General features: G+C 73.0%; 14 protein-coding genes. 8 read left to right on the forward strand and 6 right to left on the reverse strand.

All coding sequences use genetic code 11. The features are described 5' to 3' along the window. Positions 1-17: 17 nt before the first annotated feature. Both Q2K19_RS13805 and Q2K19_RS13810 read right to left on the reverse strand, forming a co-directional pair. A complete protein-coding gene (locus Q2K19_RS13805; RefSeq protein ID WP_302771243.1) occupies positions 18-794 on the reverse strand; it encodes a class I SAM-dependent methyltransferase in 777 nt (258 codons plus the stop codon). Further along, entirely contained in the window at positions 794-1,558 is a 765-nt protein-coding gene (locus Q2K19_RS13810; RefSeq protein ID WP_302771244.1) for an SDR family NAD(P)-dependent oxidoreductase, read from the reverse strand. Before Q2K19_RS13810 ends, Q2K19_RS13805 begins: the two co-directional genes overlap by 1 nt. Positions 1,559-1,729: 171 nt before the next feature. Here Q2K19_RS13810 and mshA point away from each other — a divergent pair, with 171 nt between their 5' ends. The 3 genes from mshA to Q2K19_RS33335 all read left to right on the forward strand — a co-directional run bounded on the left by mshA (position 1,730) and on the right by Q2K19_RS33335 (position 4,807). Continuing rightward, positions 1,730-3,094 (forward strand): D-inositol-3-phosphate glycosyltransferase, encoded by a 1,365-nt coding sequence (mshA, locus tag Q2K19_RS13815; protein WP_302771245.1) that lies wholly within the window; start codon positions 1,730-1,732, stop codon positions 3,092-3,094. Between the two features lie 48 nt (positions 3,095-3,142). Continuing rightward, positions 3,143-3,676 (forward strand): type III secretion system chaperone family protein, encoded by a 534-nt coding sequence (locus Q2K19_RS13820; protein ID WP_302771247.1) that lies wholly within the window; start codon positions 3,143-3,145, stop codon positions 3,674-3,676. 186 nt (positions 3,677-3,862) lie between these two features. Further along, positions 3,863-4,807, forward strand: a complete 945-nt coding sequence (locus Q2K19_RS33335) for a hypothetical protein (RefSeq protein ID WP_368046135.1) — start codon at positions 3,863-3,865, stop codon at positions 4,805-4,807. A gap of 376 nt (positions 4,808-5,183) precedes the next feature. On the opposite strand, the gene Q2K19_RS13835 is transcribed toward Q2K19_RS33335, so the two are convergent. After that, positions 5,184-6,440, reverse strand: a complete 1,257-nt coding sequence (locus tag Q2K19_RS13835; protein ID WP_302771253.1) for an MFS transporter — start codon at positions 6,438-6,440, stop codon at positions 5,184-5,186. 360 nt (positions 6,441-6,800) lie between these two features. After that, positions 6,801-8,126: an MDR family MFS transporter gene (locus Q2K19_RS13840; RefSeq protein WP_302771255.1), complete on the reverse strand. Its 1,326-nt coding sequence runs from the start codon at positions 8,124-8,126 to the stop codon at positions 6,801-6,803. A gap of 151 nt (positions 8,127-8,277) precedes the next feature. Here Q2K19_RS13840 and Q2K19_RS13845 point away from each other — a divergent pair, with 151 nt between their 5' ends. Then, positions 8,278-9,045, forward strand: a complete 768-nt coding sequence (locus Q2K19_RS13845) for a phosphoglyceromutase (RefSeq protein ID WP_302771257.1) — start codon at positions 8,278-8,280, stop codon at positions 9,043-9,045. A 56-nt stretch (positions 9,046-9,101) separates the two neighbouring features. Here Q2K19_RS13845 and phoU read toward each other — a convergent pair whose 3' ends face one another. After that, positions 9,102-9,749, reverse strand: a complete 648-nt coding sequence (gene phoU, locus Q2K19_RS13850; protein ID WP_302771258.1) for a phosphate signaling complex protein PhoU — start codon at positions 9,747-9,749, stop codon at positions 9,102-9,104. 212 nt (positions 9,750-9,961) lie between these two features. On the opposite strand from phoU, the gene Q2K19_RS13855 reads away from it, so the two are divergent. From Q2K19_RS13855 to Q2K19_RS13865, 3 genes are all read left to right on the forward strand, one after another. Beyond that, the gene (locus tag Q2K19_RS13855) at positions 9,962-11,254 is read left to right on the forward strand and encodes a sensor histidine kinase (protein WP_302771259.1); all 1,293 of its coding nucleotides are present in this window, start codon (positions 9,962-9,964) and stop codon (positions 11,252-11,254) included. Between the two features lie 22 nt (positions 11,255-11,276). Next, complete coding sequence (locus tag Q2K19_RS13860; protein ID WP_302771260.1) at positions 11,277-11,960, forward strand: response regulator transcription factor; 684 nt, start codon at positions 11,277-11,279, stop codon at positions 11,958-11,960. Between the two features lie 848 nt (positions 11,961-12,808). Continuing rightward, positions 12,809-13,396, forward strand: coding sequence for a hypothetical protein (locus Q2K19_RS13865; protein WP_302771261.1), 588 nt, complete (start codon positions 12,809-12,811; stop codon positions 13,394-13,396). Positions 13,397-13,466: 70 nt separating this feature from the next. Here Q2K19_RS13865 and Q2K19_RS13870 read toward each other — a convergent pair whose 3' ends face one another. Continuing rightward, a complete protein-coding gene (locus Q2K19_RS13870) occupies positions 13,467-14,120 on the reverse strand; it encodes an NADPH-dependent F420 reductase (RefSeq protein ID WP_302771263.1) in 654 nt (217 codons plus the stop codon). A 175-nt stretch (positions 14,121-14,295) separates the two neighbouring features. Between Q2K19_RS13870 and Q2K19_RS13875 the strand changes: the two genes are divergently transcribed. Next, entirely contained in the window at positions 14,296-14,868 is a 573-nt protein-coding gene (locus Q2K19_RS13875) for a TetR/AcrR family transcriptional regulator (protein ID WP_302771264.1), read from the forward strand. Positions 14,869-14,873: the final 5 nt, after the last annotated feature.

Here is a 14,873-nt window from a genome sequence, read left to right on the forward strand (position 1 = left end):
GCAGGCGGCAGGGTGGGTCAGGTGGGGGCGATGGTGGGCCAGGGGACGGTGAGTTCGCCGTGGCGCAAGCGGCGGGGGCGGGTCAGCACGGGCCAGTCCTGTTTGAGTGACTTGACCGTTTCCAGCCAGCGCTGCCGGGGGCCGAAGGGGGCGTAGCCGGCGGCCGACTGCCAGGCGCTCTCCAGGGCGCGGAGCAGGTCGTGGATCGGCTCGCCCGGGACGTTGCGGTGGATCAGCGCCTTCGGCAGCCGCTCGGCGAGCTGGGCCGGACTCTCCAGCGTGGTCAGCTTCGCGGCCAGGGTCAGGGTTTGCGGGCCGGCCGCGTCGAGCAGCACCCAGCTGCCGAGCCGCCCCAGCTCGTCGCAGGTCCCCTCGACCAGCAGCCCGCCCGGGGCCAGCCGCTCGGTGACCGTACGCCAGACGGCCGCGACCTCGCCCTCGTCGTACTGGCGCAGCACGTTGAACGCCCGCACCAGGGCGGGACGCAGCCCGGCCAGCTCGAAGCCGCCCCGGGCGAAGGTCAGCCCGGGCGGGTCGGCGGCCGGCTGGGCGGCGGCCACGCGGACCGGATCGATCTCCAGCCCGACGACGCGGACGTCGGCGCGGACCCCGGCCGCGAGCCGGGCCCGCAGCTCGACGGCGGTGATCGGGGTGGCGCCGTAGCCGAGATCGACCACCAGCGGGTCGGCGGCGGCGCGCAGCGCGTCCCCGCAGGTCTCGACGATCCAGTTGTCCACCCGCCGGAGTCGGTTGGGATTCGTCGTCCCGCGGGTGACGACGCCCAGCGGTTTCATCAGCTCACCCGGTGCACCTTGTGCTGGGCGGCCTGGGCCAGCGGACGGACCACCAGCTGGTCGATGTTCACGTGGTGCGGGCGGGTGGCGCACCAGGCGACGCAGTCGGCGATGTCCTCGGCGACCAGCGGCTCGGCCACCCCGGCGTAGACGGCCGCCGCCTTGTCGGCGTCGCCGCCGAACCGGACCAGGCCGAACTCCTCGGTGCGCACCATGCCGGGGTCGATCTCGATCACCCGCACCGGTCGGCCGCACAGCTCCAGCCGGAGGGTGCCGGCGACCGCCGTCTGCGCGTGCTTGGCCGCGGTGTAGCCGCCCCCGCCCTCGTAGACGACCTGACCGGCGGTGGAGCTGATGATCACGATGGTGCCGGCGCCGGACGCCTCCAGCGCGGGCAGCAGCGCCTGGGTGACCCGGACCGTTCCCAGCACGTTCACCTCGTACATCCACTGCCAGTCGCCCACCGAGGCGGACTCCACCGGGTCCAGGCCGCGGGCCCCGCCGGCATTGTTGACCAGCAGGGTGACCGGGCCGGGCGCGGCGGCGGCCGCGGCGGCGAGGCCGGCGACCGACTCGTCCGAGGTGACGTCGCACTCCACCGCGGTGGCCGCGCCGCCGGCCGCCGCGATCTCGGCGACCAGGCCGGTCAGCCGGTCGGTACGCCGCGCGGCGGCGAGCACGTGGAAACCCTCGGCGGCGAGGCGGCGGGCGGTGGCGGCGCCGATCCCGCTGGAGGCACCGGTGACGATGGCGACAGAGGTCATCCGGTCATTGTCTCCCGGCCCCCGCCCGGGCGCGGTGATGAGGTCCGTCACGCCCGGACCCGGCAGTGGCGCATTTCCGAAGCCCGATGGGGAAGATGACATCCGGCGCGGAGGTTGACCGAGAAGCGCCGGTCGTGCGGGACGGCATCAACCGTGACAGAGGGAGCGGACGTGGCGGAGTTGCACACCGGTGTCGGTCGTCAGCGAGGTGCCCTGCCGTGGCCGCGGCCACGGCGGATCGCCACCCTCTCCGTGCACACCTCGCCGCTGCACCAGCCCGGCACGGGCGATGCCGGCGGCATGAACGTCTACATCCTCGAGGTCGCCCGGCGGCTGGCCGAGGCGGACGTCGAGGTGGAGATCTTCACCCGGGCCACCTCCGGTGACCTGCCGCCGGTGGTCGAGATGGCGCCCGGCGTGCACGTCCGGCACGTCACCTCCGGCCCCCTGGAAGGGCTGACCAAGGAGGAGCTGCCCGGCCAGCTCTGCGCCTTCACCGCCGGCGTGCTGCGCGCCGAGGCGGCCCGCCCGCCCGGCCACTACGACCTGATCCACTCGCACTACTGGCTCTCCGGGCAGGTCGGCTGGCTGGCCAAGGAGCGGTGGGGTGTGCCCCTGGTGCACACCGCGCACACCCTGGCGAAGGTCAAGAACGCCCAGCTCGCCGCCGGGGACCGGCCCGAGCCCAAGGCCCGCGTGATCGGCGAGGAGCAGGTGGTCGCCGAGGCGAACCGGTTGGTCGCCAACACCCGGGTCGAGGCCCGTGACCTGATCGACCGGTACGAAGCCGACCCCGGCCGGGTGGCCGTGGTGGAGCCCGGCGTCGACCTGGACCGGTTCCGCCCGGCGGCCGGCGACCGGGACGCCGCCGTACGCGCCGCCCGCCGCCGTCTCGGCCTCCCCACCTCCGGCTACGTGGTGGCCTTCGTCGGCCGGATCCAGCCGCTCAAGGCTCCCGACGTGCTGATCCGGGCGGTCGCCGCGCTGCGCGAGCGGGATCCCGCGCTCGCCGACGAGGTGACTGTGGTGATCTGCGGCGGCCCCAGCGGCAGCGGCCTCGACCGGCCCACCGCGCTGATCGAGCTGGCCGATTCGCTCGGCGTCGCCGATCGGGTGCGTTTCCTGCCGCCGCGCACCGGCGAGGATCTGCCCGCCCTCTACCGCGCCGCGGATCTGGTCGCGGTGCCGTCGCACAACGAGTCGTTCGGGCTGGTCGCGCTGGAGGCGCAGGCCTGTGGCACGCCGGTCCTGGCCGCTGCCGTGGGCGGTCTGGTGACCGCCGTGAAGGACGGGGTCAGCGGCGTGCTCATCGACGGCCACGACCCGGTCGACTGGGCCCGTACGCTGGCCCGCCTGTTGCCGGACCGGCTGCGCCGGCTGGCCCTGGCCCGGGGCGCCGAGCGGCACGCCCGCGACTTTTCCTGGCACCGCACGGCCGCCGGGCTGCTGGCCGTCTACGGCGAGGCGATCGCCGAGCAGCGGGCGCGGCTGGCCGGCCAGCTCTCCGGCGACCCGGCGCTCTCCTGTTCCTGGTGACCGGTCGCGGCACGGCGGGGCCGGGGCAGCGACCGTAGAGTGGGTGCGATGAGCCGCAGGAGTGAGGTCGCCGCGCTTATCGAGTCGGTCTGCGCCGAGCGTGAGCTGGAGTGGGAGTCCACCGGCGAGACGTCGTACGCGGTCACCCTGCCGGGGACGCACAAGCTCAAGACGATCTGCAACCTGATCGTCGGCGAGCACGCGCTGCGGGTCGAGGCGTTCGTGATGCGCCAGCCGGACGAGCGCCGCGAGGAGCTCTGGGCCTGGCTGCTCCAGCGCAACGCCCGGATGTACGGGGTGTCCTTCTCCATCGACGCGGTCGGCGACGTCTACCTGACCGGGCGGGTCAACCTGGCCGGGGTGGACGAGGAGGAGCTGGACCGCCTCCTCGGCGCCGTGCTCACCTACGCCGACGAGTCCTTCGACAGCATGCTGGAGATCGGCTTCGGCACCGCCATCCGCCGCGAGTGGGAGTGGCGGGTCAAGCGGGGCGAGTCGACGGCCAACCTCGCCGCCTTCGCGCACCTGTTCCCGCCGTCGGCCGGCGCGACCTCGGGCCTCGGAGGTTCGGACCCGTCCTGACGGGTATGCCGCACCGCGCGGTGCGGCACTGGGACCCACCGCGGGCCGAGGACGGACTGTCGAGGAGCGTGTCCCATGGCTCAGCGCATCAGCTCAGGTCGCGGCACGACTGCGACCAGGACCAAGCGGCAAGCCGGCAACCAGGCTCCGAACACGCCGGAAATCTCCGAATCCGCGATCTCCCGGATGAAGGTCGACGACCTCCGGGGCCAGCTCCGCCGACGCGGGGTCTCCGGGATCTCCGCGCTGCGTAAGCCGGAACTGGTGAAGACCCTGGCCCGGACCCTCCGGGCGGAGAGCCGTGGTGGCGGCGCGGCACGCCGGGCCACCGGGCCGGCCGGGCGGCCCGCGGCCACGAAGAAGGCGGCGGCCAAGAAGGCGCCGGCCAAGCGGGCCGCCGCGGCCAAGGCGGCACCCACCGCGAAGGCCACGGGTGCGCGGGCCAAGAAGGCCGCCCCCGCGAAGCGGGCCCCGGCGAAGAAGGCCCCGGCGGCGAGGAAGACGGTCGCCGCGAAGAAGGCCCCGGCGGCGAGGAAGACGGCCGCTGCGAAGAAGGCGCCGGCGGCGAGGAAGACGGCCGCTGCGAAGAGGGTGCCGGCGGCGAAGAGGGCGCCGGCGGCGAAGAAGGCGCCGGCCGCGAAGAGGGCCCCGGCGGCGAAGAAGGCGCCCGCCGCGAAGAGGGCGGTCCCGGCGCGGAAGGCGGCCGCCGCGAAGGCCGCGCCCGCCAGGGGCGCCGGTACGGCGGCCGCGCCGGCGACGGGCATCCGTGGCGGCCGGTCGTCGTCCCGTTCGGTGCTGTCGTCCCAGCAGATCACGTCGCTGGCGGATCGTCCGGAGCGTCCCGGCCGGAGCCTGGTGACCGCAAACCACGAGGTGATCCAGCGTTGGGCGCGGGCGCGGGGGGCCAGGCCGGCCACCATCGCCGGCACCGAGCGCGAGGGCCGGGCGGGCGTGCTCACGTTCAACATCCCGGGTTACCGGGAGAGCAGCCGGATCCGGGAGATCAGCTGGGATGACTGGTTCCGGACCTTCGACCTGCGCGGCCTGAACCTGATCTACCAGGAGCAGATGCGGGACGGCCGGCAGAGCAACTTTTTCCGGACCGAGAACCCAAATCGCGAGGACGGCTGAGGTTTACGGGAATGGCTGGCGGGGATCCACTGTTGGCCATCCCGAGGCCCGGAGTAGGGACAGCTGGATTTCCGACACAGGGGCTGTGACGGGCAAGACAGCGAACTGGGTTGAATCCGGAATCCGGGCGAACTAACTTTATTGCACCGCGCCACGCTTGGAATCGTTCGGGGGAGCGGCGGATCGATCAGATCCGCGCAAGCGAGGCGCGAGGGATCGGGTGGAGCACACCGTTGGGGGACGGTGCCACCCGTGGAACCGGCGGCGCGAGCGGGCGACGCTTACGGGGGTGAGTGTCGCCCGCCGCCGCCGGGCGTACGGTGCGAGCGCCCATCCTGACGGGGGTCAGGGTGGGCGCTCGACGCCGTTTACGAGCTCAGCGGCCCCTGGCCAGCGCCTCCTCGCGGTCCGCGGCGGCGGCCCGCAGCGCGGCGACCCGGCGCTCCCGGGACGGACCGGCCAGCAGGTGGCCGGCCGCCGCCACCAGACCCAACCCGCCCACCACGAGCCAGTGCCGCTCGCCCAGGTGTTCAAGGCTGAGCCCGCCCAGTGCCGGCGCCACGAACGACGCCGCCGGGAAGGTCAGGTAGAAGACCGACTGGTAGCGGGCGCGCAGCTCCGGCGGCGCGAGGTCCGCGTTGATCTGGGCGTTCGGCGGCGCGGCGAGCATCTGCCCAACCGTCCAGACCACCGCCGCGCCCAGGTAGACCGGCAGGTGGTCGGCGACGGTCAGCGCGCCGAAGCCGAGCGCCATCAGGCCGGTGGAGACCGACAGCACGGTCGCCTTCCGGTAGGGCGCGATCAGCCGGGGCACGAAGAGTTGCCCGGCGACGATGAGCGCCCCGCCGAGCGCCACCACCACGCCGTACGCCGACGGGCGCAGGCCGTCGGCCCGCATCGCCAGCGGCATGATCGTCGAGGTCTGCATGGTGAGCACGGCCAGCAGGAAGGTCAGCCCGACGAAGACGAGGAAGACGCGGTCGGTCAGCGCGGTGTGCAGCCCCGGCCGCCGGCCGCCGGAGGGGACGCGGATCCTGGTGCGGCTGGTGAGAGTCTCGGGGACCTTCAGGGCGATCACCGCCGCCGCCGCCAGGGTCGCGGCGGCGTCGACCAGGAAGAGCGCGAGGAAGCTCGCCTCGGCGAGCACGCCCGCCAGCAGCGAGGCCACCGCCATCCCCAGGTTGAACGCCCAGAACTGGAGGTTGAACGCGCGGGCCCGGCGGTCCTCGGGCACCACGTCGACGATGGCCGCCACGAAGGCCGGGCTGGGCATCGAGTGCACCACGCCGACCAGCGCGGCCAGCACGGCGATCACCGCCAGGTGCCGGCTGAACGCCAGCGCCACCATCAGCCCGGCCGCGCCGAGGTGGGCGGCGAGCAGGGTGGCCCGGCGTCCCCAGCGGTCGGCGAGCACCCCGCCGAGCAGGGTGCCGACCGCGCCGCCCGCCCCGTACGCCCCGACCACCAATCCGGCGAGCGACGCCGAGGCGCCCCGCGCGGCGGTCAGGTAGAGCGAGAGGAAGAGCATCGCGAAGGCGCCGGCCCGGTTGATGAGCAGGCCGGACCAGAGGTACCAGAAGGTGGCGGGGAGCCCGCCGGCCGTGTCGTCCCACCAGCGCCGCAGGCCGCGCACCCGTCCTCCAGAAAGGTTTGTTAACTGCTCCCTCCCGGACCCTAGGGAGCGGGGCCGTCGGGCGCCAGCGTGGCCCTGGTCACCAGGGCCGGCAGGCTGCTCGCGAGCGCCTGTGGAGCTGATGTCGCCACCGAATCATCTCGGAGCGAGCGGCAGGGACGAATCAGACAAGGCCCGATCAACCGGGGGTACGCCGTCTCCGGCCCGCCCGGTGGCTGTCGGGGTGTTGAGTCGTTTGCGACATCAGCTCCACAGCCGATGTCAGGCCAGGTGCCGGCCGCGGCGGGAGCGGTGCGTCGTCGGTGCCGGTGGGCCTGTGGCGGTGTCGGAGCAGGTGCCGGGCGGGCGTCGGGCCGTACGTCAGGAGGCGGCGGGGACCGGCTCGGCGGGTGCGGTGGCCGCGGCCTCGCCGGCCTCGGGGGCCGGCGTCCGGGCCACCGTGACCGGTCGGACCGGGGTGCCGGCGGTGCGGAGTTGCGCGGCGCGGCGCTCCCGGGCCGGGCCGGAGACCAGGTGGGCCACCGCCATCACGCCGCCGATCGCGGCGCAGCCGAACCAGAGCGCGGTGTTGCCGGCGTGTTCCCGGACCAGGCCGCCGAGAATCGGGGCGGCCGCCCCGGCGACCTGCCAGGAGAGCGAGAAGACGCCCTGGTAGCGGCCGCGCAGCGCGCCGGGGGAGAGCTCCGCGATGAGGGTGGCGTTGGAGGGCGAGTTGAGCATTTCGCCGACGGTCCAGATCAGCACGGTGAGGCCGTAGAGCCAGGCGGCGTCGGCGAACGCGGTGAGCCCGAAACCGACGCCCGTCACGAGCGCGGCCAGGGCCAGCACGTGCGATCGGCTCCGACCCTTGATGAGCTTGGGTACGAAGAGTTGACCGATCACGATCAGCACGCCGTTGAGCGCGATCACCGAGCCGTACGTGGCGGGGCTGAGGCCGGAGTCGCCCATCGCGATCGGCAGCATCGAGATGTGCTGGAGGAAGACCAGCGCGGCGAACAGGTTGAGCGCCACGAAGCCGAGGTAGACCCGGTCGGTGAGGATGGTCCGCAGGGCGCCGGCGGGGGCGCTCCCGTCCTTGTGGACCGCGGCGGCCGTGGTCGACCGGGTCTCGCCCACCCGGGTGAAGATGATCAGCGCGGTGACCAGGGTGGTGGCCGCGTCCACCACGAAGAGCAGCAGGTAGCCGGCCTGGGCGGCGAACCCGGCGAGGACCGCGGCGCAGGCGAACCCGAGGTTGATCGCCCAGTAGTTCAGGGAGAAGGCACGCAGCCGGTCCTTCTCCGGCACCACGTCGATCATCATGGCGCCGAACGCCGGTCGGGCGGCCTCGGCGAAGGTCCCCAGCAGCAGCGCGCCGAGGGCCACCGCCCAGAGCGGCCGGGCCAGGCCGAGCGCGAGCATCATGGTGGCCGCGCCGACGTGTGCGGTCAGGAGGGTCGGCCGGCGCCCCCACCGGTCGGTCAGGGTGCCGCCGACCGTGGTGCCGAACGCGCCGCCGACGCCCCAGAGCCCGATGACCAGGCCGGCCTGCGACGCCGAGAAGCCGCGCGCCTGGGTGAGGTAGATGGCCAGGAAGACCAGCACGAACGAGCCGAGCCGGTTGATCAGCGTGCCGGTCCAGAGGTACCAGAAGGCCCGTGGCAGCCCGCCTGTCGTGTCCCGGAACCAGCCCCGCACCGTCCGCATCCCGACGCCCCCGTTTCGGTAATGACCGATCTATCTCGGACGCCTTACAACCTAGTGCCGCCCGGGAGGCCGGGTCATCAGCTTTTCCACGTGGTGGTCGTCACCACCGGTCCCCGCGTGTCCGTCCGCGACGTACGGCAGGATGATCCGCATGACTGCGAGCGAGGGGCCCACCGTCGGGACGCTGGTCCTGCTGCGGCACGGCGAGAGCGACTGGAACGCCAAGAACCTCTTCACCGGCTGGGTCGACGTCGACCTGACCGCCAAGGGGGAGGGCGAGGCGCGGCGCGGCGGCGAGCTGCTCCGCGAGCACAACCTGCTGCCCGACGTGGTGCACACCAGCGTGCTGCGCCGCGCGATCCGCACCGCCGAGCTGGCGCTGAACGCCGCCGACCGGCACTGGATCGCGGTGCGCCGGTCCTGGCGGCTCAACGAGCGGCACTACGGCGCCCTCCAGGGCAAGAACAAGAAGCAGACCCTGGACGAGTACGGCGAGGACCAGTTCATGCTCTGGCGCCGCTCGTACGACACGCCGCCGCCGCCGATCGACGACAACGACGAGTGGTCGCAGGTCGGCGACCCCCGGTACGCGCTGCTCCCCACCGAGCTGATGCCGCGCACCGAGTGCCTGAAGGACGTCGTCGAGCGGATGCTTCCCTACTGGTACGACTCGATCGTGCCGGACATCCTGGCCGGCCGGACGGTGCTGGTGGCCGCGCACGGCAACTCGCTGCGCGCCCTGGTCAAGCACCTCGACGAGATCTCCGACGAGGCGATCGCCAAGCTGAACATCCCGACCGGCATCCCGCTGCGCTACGACCTCGACCCCGACCTGCGCCCGCAGGTCCTCGGCGGGACCTACCTGGACCCGGAGGCCGCCAAGGAGGCCGCCGCCGCGGTCGCCAACCAGGGCCGCTGAGCGAGACGGCAGGGCCCTGGTCGACGCCCGGCGCCGACCGGGGCCCTGCCCGACGCTCAGGACTGCGCGGTCTGGCCGGTGATCAGGTAGACCACGTGCTCGCCGGCGTTCACCGCGTGGTCGGCGAAGCGCTCGTAGAAGCGGCCCAGCAGGGTGGCGTCGATTGCGGTCTCCACCCCGTACGGCCAGTCGTCGCCGAGCAGCACGCCGAACAGGCTCTTGTGCAGGTCGTCCATGGCGTCGTCGTCACGGTCCAGCTCGGCGGCGAGGTCGGCGTCGGGCTTGGCCAGCACCGAGGCGATCTTCTCCGCCATCCGGTCCGCGATGGCGGCCATGTCGGTGAAGACCGACCGCAGCTCGGCCGGCACGGCGGGCGAGGGGTGCCGGCGCAGCGCGGTCTTGGCGACGTGGTCGGCCAGGTCGCCCATCCGCTCCAGGTCGGCCGCCACGTGCAGTGCGGTGATCATGGCGCGCAGGTCGGAGGCGACCGGCGCCTGTCGGGCCAGCAGGTCGCAGACCCGCTCCTCCACGTGCCGGTAGAGGTCGTCGATCTCGGCGTCCCGCGCGATCACGGTCTCGGACGCCGCCCGGTCGGCGGTGAGCAGGCCCTTGGTGGCCTGGCGCATCGCGGCGCGGACCCCCTCCGCCATGTCGACCAGCAACTGGCTGACAATCTGCAGATCGGCCCGGAACTCGTCGCGCATCGTCACTTCCTGGGGTCGGTGGCCGCCGGCGGCCGGGAGGGCGCGCGCGTGCGGCGTGAGCAGGTGCGCGACCCACGGTAGGCCGGGGGAACCGGCGTCAAGGTGAACGCCGGTTAACGACGCGGGACCCGGGAGTGAACTTCTCCGAAAGTGAGAGTGGTTCGTCCCGTTCTGCCCGATAGCCAGGTAAACAATGACTCTACGATCGCCGGGTGGAATGGGCGGTGGCGGTCGTGGTGGCCCTGGCTCTGGTGGCCGGACTGGTCGCCGGGTTACTGCTGTCCCGGCCCTTCCGGGAGTGGCGGCGCCGGTCGGTGTCGCCGGGGAGCAGGGGCTCCCGTTGGAGTGCAGGGAGGCCCGCGATTCCGGACGACCAGCAGGGCGGGCTCTCCGGGCTCGGCCGCAAGACGGTGGACGCGCTGCGCGCCGGCGTGGTCGTGCTCGGCCCGGACGACGTGCCGGTGCTGGTGAACCCGGCCGCGCGGGCGATGGGCCTGCTCCGCACCGGGGCGACGCCCGGGTCGATCGCGGCCCACCCGTTGATCCGCACCCTGGCCGGGCAGGTCCGCCGCACGGGCGTGCGCCGCGAGATCGAGCTGGACCTGCCGCGCGGCCGCGACAGCGCGGGAGACAACCCGCTCGGCGTGCACCTGCGGGCGATGGGACTCGGTGGCGGCTACATCTCGATCGAGGCGGCCGACGTCACCGAGTCGCACCGCCTGGCCCGGGTGCGGCGGGACTTCGTGGCCAACGTCAGTCACGAGCTGAAGACGCCGATCGGCGCCCTCCAGCTGCTCGCCGAGGCGCTGGTGGACGCCACCGAGCCGGCCGGCGAGGCCGCCGCCGACCTCTCCGAGGACATGATCGCCGCCCGGCGGTTCGCCGAGCGGATCCAGCACGAGTCCACCCGGCTCGGCCGCCTGGTCCAGGAGCTGCTGGAACTCACCCGGCTCCAGGGCGCCGAGCCGCAACCCGCGCCGGAGCCGGTGTCGGTGGACTGGGTGATCGCCGAGGTGATCGACCGGACCCGGACCGCGGCCACCGCCCGCGGGGTGGAGATCGTCGTGGACGGCCAGCGCGGCCTCACCGCGTACGGCAGTGACAGCCAGCTCGCCACCGCCGTGGCGAACCTGGTGGAGAACGCGATCAACTACTCGGGCGAGGACACCCGCGTCCGGGTGACCGCGCGCACCACCGACGAGCACGTCGAGATCGCCGTGGCGGACCAGGGCATCGGCATCGCGCCGAACGAGGTGGACCGGATCTTCGAACGGTTCTACCGGGCCGACCAGGCCCGCTCCCGCGCCACCGGTGGCACCGGCCTGGGCCTGGCCATCGTCAAGCACATCGCCAACAACCATGGCGGTCGGGTGGAGGTGTCGAGCACTCTTGGTGGGGGGTCGACGTTCACCCTGCGGCTGCCCGCCAGCCCCCCGGACGACCTGGAGGCGACACTCTCCTCCGCTGGGATCGAGGCCGGCCCGGCCGAGCTCCGGCAGGCCTGACCGACAGGAAAGGAAACACCCGTTGAGCCGCGTACTGGTGGTCGAGGACGAGGAATCGTTCTCCGACGCCCTGTCCTACATGCTCCGCAAGGAGGGCTTCGAGGTGTCCGTCGCCGCGACGGGTCCCTCCGCCCTCACCGAGTTCGACCGGGCCGGCGCCGACATCGTGCTGCTCGACCTGATGCTGCCGGAGATGTCGGGCACCGAGGTCTGCCGCCAGCTCCGCCAGCGGTCGCACGTCCCGATCATCATGGTGACCGCCCGGGACAGTGAGATCGACAAGGTGGTCGGCCTGGAGATCGGGGCCGACGACTACGTGACCAAGCCGTACTCCCCGCGCGAGCTGGTGGCCCGGATCCGGGCGGTGCTGCGCCGACAGAGCACCGAGGCGAGCGAATCCGGCGCGCCGACCCTGGCCGCCGGCCCGGTCCGGATGGACATCGAACGGCACGTGGTGACCGTCGAGGGTGCCGCCGTCCAGCTGCCGCTCAAGGAGTTCGAGCTGCTGGAGCTGCTGCTGCGCAACGCCGGCCGGGTGCTCACCCGGGGGCAGCTCATCGACCGGGTCTGGGGCGCCGACTACGTGGGCGACACCAAGACGCTGGACGTGCACGTCAAGCGGCTGCGCTCGAAGGTCGAGCCGGAGCCGTCGGCGCCGCGCTACATCGTCACCGTGCGGGGGCTGGGTTACAAGTTCGAGCCGTGACCTGTGGTGGTTGCGGTTGTCGCTGGTCGCTGTTGTCGGGTGTGGGCCGCCGTGCCCGGCTCCGGGCGGTCAGGCTTGATCGCTGCGCCGGTCGCGGCGGGCCGCCACCCGCGTCGTGGTCCGGCGGCGTTCCGGACCGTGCGGCCTGCGCGGTCGGCCCGGACTGTACGGCCTGCACGGTCCGCCCGGACCATGCGGCCTGCGCGGTCGGCGTCGGATGTACGGCGGAATGTCCGTTTCCAGGATGTCCGGCTCCAGGTCCTCAGGCGGCGGGCGCACGCCGCGCGGCGTTCGGCCGGCGGGCGCAACTCTCCCAGCGCCGCCACGATGGTCAGGCGCCCCGGCCCGTCATGCCGCTGCTTTCCTCCGCCCCCGGCGCTGCTGCCGCCCTGCTCCGCACGGGGCGCGGGCCGTTTTGTCCGGTTGTGGGCTGGCTGGGTGGGCTGGGTGGAACGTCATGGCTGTCTCCGGGCTCCGGTGACCTCCATGGTGTTCCACTGACCGCGCCGCAGCCTGCGCGGCCGCTGGCTGTGACTGGGTGGTGTGTCCGGTTTCCGGGTGTGACCGGCGGCATCCCGGGGCCGGAATCGTGGGCGGGCCGGGGTCGTTGAACCGGGTGAACGACCGAGGAAGACGCCCCGCCGAGGCGGGTGCGTGGCCGCCGGAATGATGGTGGGCCGCCGGTCGTTACACATGGTCCCGGCGCCGCGAAGAGGCGTTCCCCCGATGCCCCGCGGGCCTGCCGGTCGAAGACTTTCCCCCTTTGCTTGTGGGCGCCTGACGGTGCTTGCGCACGATGCCGACCCCCCCCTCGGCGTGTGCGCCAAACCCCCGAATGGAGCTTTGTGATGAACTCGATGCTGCGTAAGAGCGTGCTGGGTGTTGCTGGTCTGGCTTTCACCGGTGGTGTGTTCGCCGGTCCGATCGCCGCTCACGCCGGCACCCCGACGGTTGCCGGCAAGCCGGTCGCGGCCGTGCAGGCCGACAAGCCGGATATGGGCAAGCTGGTTCCGCATGGTGTGCAGGGCGCCCAGTCGCGCATCGACCTGTCGGATGAGCAGGTCGGTAATGCGAAGGCGATCATTGCGGCGACGAAGAAGGCGGGTCTGCCGGAGCGGGCCGCGGTGATCTCGATCGCCACGAGCCTGCAGGAGTCGAAGCTGGAGAACCTGGGCCACCTCGGCGACGCCAACGACCATGACTCGCTGGGCCTGTTCCAGCAGCGCCCGTCCAGTGGTTGGGGTACGCCGGAGCAGATCACCAACCCCGAGTACTCGACGGTTGCGTTCGAGAAGGGTCTGAAGCAGGTCGACGGGTGGCAGGACATGCCGCTGACCGAGGCCGCCCAGACCGTGCAGGTCTCGGCCTACCCGGACGCCTACGCCCAGTGGGAGCAGCAGGCCGCCGACCTCGTCGCCCAGCACTGGAACAGCTGACAACCACACAAGCGCACCAAGCCGCTGGCCGGCACCCGAACACGGGTGCCGGCCAGCGGCATCTCCACGATCAGCGGACGATCTTGAAGTTGAAGTCGGCGGTGCCGAGCCGGCCGTAGAGGCGCAGCCAGACCGGCAGCAGCATCTCGGTGCCCCGGGCGGTGGTGATGTCGCCCAGGTCGATCACGTCGGTGTGGCCGAAGCTGGTCAGCAGTTCGGTCACGACCTTCTTGGCCTCCGCGTCGTCGCCGGAGACGAAGACGCTGTGGTCGCCGTCGGCGAGCTGCCGGGGGTGCGCCATCAGGTCGGCGGTCAGCGTGTTGAGCGCCTTCACCACCCGGGTGCGCGGGAACGCCCGCTGGATCCGCTCGCCCAGCGAGTCGTCGTTGAGCACGGACAAGGTGGGCGGGAGGCCCTTGCTGAAGTCGAGCGGGTTGGCGATGTCGAGGAGCACCTTGCCGGCCAGGTTCTCCTCGCCGGCCGCGGTCAGCGCGGGCAGGGAGCCGTCCCCGCTGGTCGCGTTCACCACCAGTTCGGCGTCGGCGGCGGCCTCGGCGTAGCCGGCCAGGCCGACCTGCGGGTGGGACGCGGCCCAGTCGGACCAGTCACCGGCCCGGGTGGCCGCCGCGTCACGGGTGCCGACGACGACCTCGTGTCCCAGCTCGGCCGCCCGGGCGGCGATCGTCCGGCCGACCATGCCAGTGCCCAGTACTGCGATGCGCATGTCGTTTCCGTCCTCCGCTGATCGCGCGACGCCGATGCACCGCGCTCGATGCAGCGAGACTAACAGACAGGTCTGTCTGCTGCGCCAGCCCTGACCGGGGTGAGTGGCGTCACGCGCTGCGGGGAGGGTGGACGGACCAGTCTGTAGACTCTGCTGGTCAACCCAGGGAGGACTGATGACGCGTACGCCCGCCGGGTCCGCCCGGGAGCGCATCCTGGACACCGCGTTCCGACTCTTCTACGCGCACGGGCCGCGCGGCGTCGGCGTGGACACCGTGATCGCCGAGTCGGGGGTCGCCAAGGCCACCCTGTACAAGCACTTCCCGAGCAAGGACGACCTCGTGCTGGCGTACCTGGACAAGGTCGACCAGGCGTGGTTCGGGGCGCTGCGCGCCGCCGCCCGGGACGCCGGTGACGACCCCCGGGAGCAGCTCGTCGGCATGTTCGACGCCCTGGTCGGGGCCTGCCGCCGGGACGGGTACCACGGCTGCGCGTTCATCAACACCGCCGCCGAGTCACCCGCCGGCAGCCCGGTGCACGCCCGTACCGTCGAGCACAAGAACGTGGTTCGGGCCTGGGTGACCGACCTGGCCCGGCGGGCCGGTGCGGGCGAGCCGGAGCTGCTGGCCCGCCAGCTCACTCTGCTGCTCGACGGCGGCCTGGCCGGCGGGGTGCTCGACGGCGACCCGGCGGTCGCCGAGGCCGCCAAGCGTTCCGCCCGCGCCCTCGTCGACGCCGCGCTCGGCTGAGCCGG

The sequence above is a fragment of the Micromonospora sp. NBRC 110009 genome (assembly GCF_030518795.1).
GTDB lineage: Bacteria > Actinomycetota > Actinomycetes > Mycobacteriales > Micromonosporaceae > Micromonospora.

Coding starts and splice junctions, on each gene's coding strand:
- Q2K19_RS13820 (WP_302771247.1), top strand. CDS start 3,143: ATGAGCCGCAGGAGTGAGGTCGCCGCGCTTATCGAGTCGGTCTGCGCC.
- Q2K19_RS13840 (WP_302771255.1), bottom strand. CDS start 8,126: ATGCGGACGGTGCGGGGCTGGTTCCGGGACACGACAGGCGGGCTGCCA.
- Q2K19_RS13865 (WP_302771261.1), top strand. CDS start 12,809: ATGAACTCGATGCTGCGTAAGAGCGTGCTGGGTGTTGCTGGTCTGGCT.
- Q2K19_RS13805 (WP_302771243.1), bottom strand. CDS start 794: ATGAAACCGCTGGGCGTCGTCACCCGCGGGACGACGAATCCCAACCGA.
- Q2K19_RS33335 (WP_368046135.1), top strand. CDS start 3,863: ATGAAGGTCGACGACCTCCGGGGCCAGCTCCGCCGACGCGGGGTCTCC.
- Q2K19_RS13845 (WP_302771257.1), top strand. CDS start 8,278: ATGACTGCGAGCGAGGGGCCCACCGTCGGGACGCTGGTCCTGCTGCGG.
- phoU (WP_302771258.1), bottom strand. CDS start 9,749: ATGCGCGACGAGTTCCGGGCCGATCTGCAGATTGTCAGCCAGTTGCTG.
- Q2K19_RS13870 (WP_302771263.1), bottom strand. CDS start 14,120: ATGCGCATCGCAGTACTGGGCACTGGCATGGTCGGCCGGACGATCGCC.
- Q2K19_RS13810 (WP_302771244.1), bottom strand. CDS start 1,558: ATGACCTCTGTCGCCATCGTCACCGGTGCCTCCAGCGGGATCGGCGCC.
- Q2K19_RS13875 (WP_302771264.1), top strand. CDS start 14,296: ATGACGCGTACGCCCGCCGGGTCCGCCCGGGAGCGCATCCTGGACACC.